This is a genomic window from Rhodococcus sp. PAE-6, assembly GCF_025290685.1.
GTDB lineage: Bacteria > Actinomycetota > Actinomycetes > Mycobacteriales > Mycobacteriaceae > Rhodococcus > Rhodococcus pyridinivorans.
Map to the genome: position 1 here is coordinate 1 of NZ_JAOCLZ010000240.1, position 235 is coordinate 235.

Here is a 235-nt window from a genome sequence, read left to right on the forward strand (position 1 = left end):
GTCGAAGTTCGGCCGGGATCCCTCGCTGCGACTCGCGAGGACGTACAAATCGTCCTCACCGGTCTCGCTGTAGCACTGCTTGCGCAGATCGACCTTCCTGCTCTTGAAGGTCGTCGTGTACTCGAGCGCGTCGACGATGCGGACGAACAGCGGAACCGCGTTGTCCGGCAACGCGTCGTGCAGCTACTTCGCGAGCGCCGCTCCTTCGAGCTCGGCGCCCTCCTTCAAGGTGATC

At 63.4% G+C, this 235-nt stretch carries 1 pseudogene; it reads right to left on the minus strand.

Annotated elements, in window-relative coordinates:
- Positions 1–235: pseudogene (locus tag NVV99_RS27220) on the minus strand (long-chain-acyl-CoA synthetase); the annotation flags it as partial.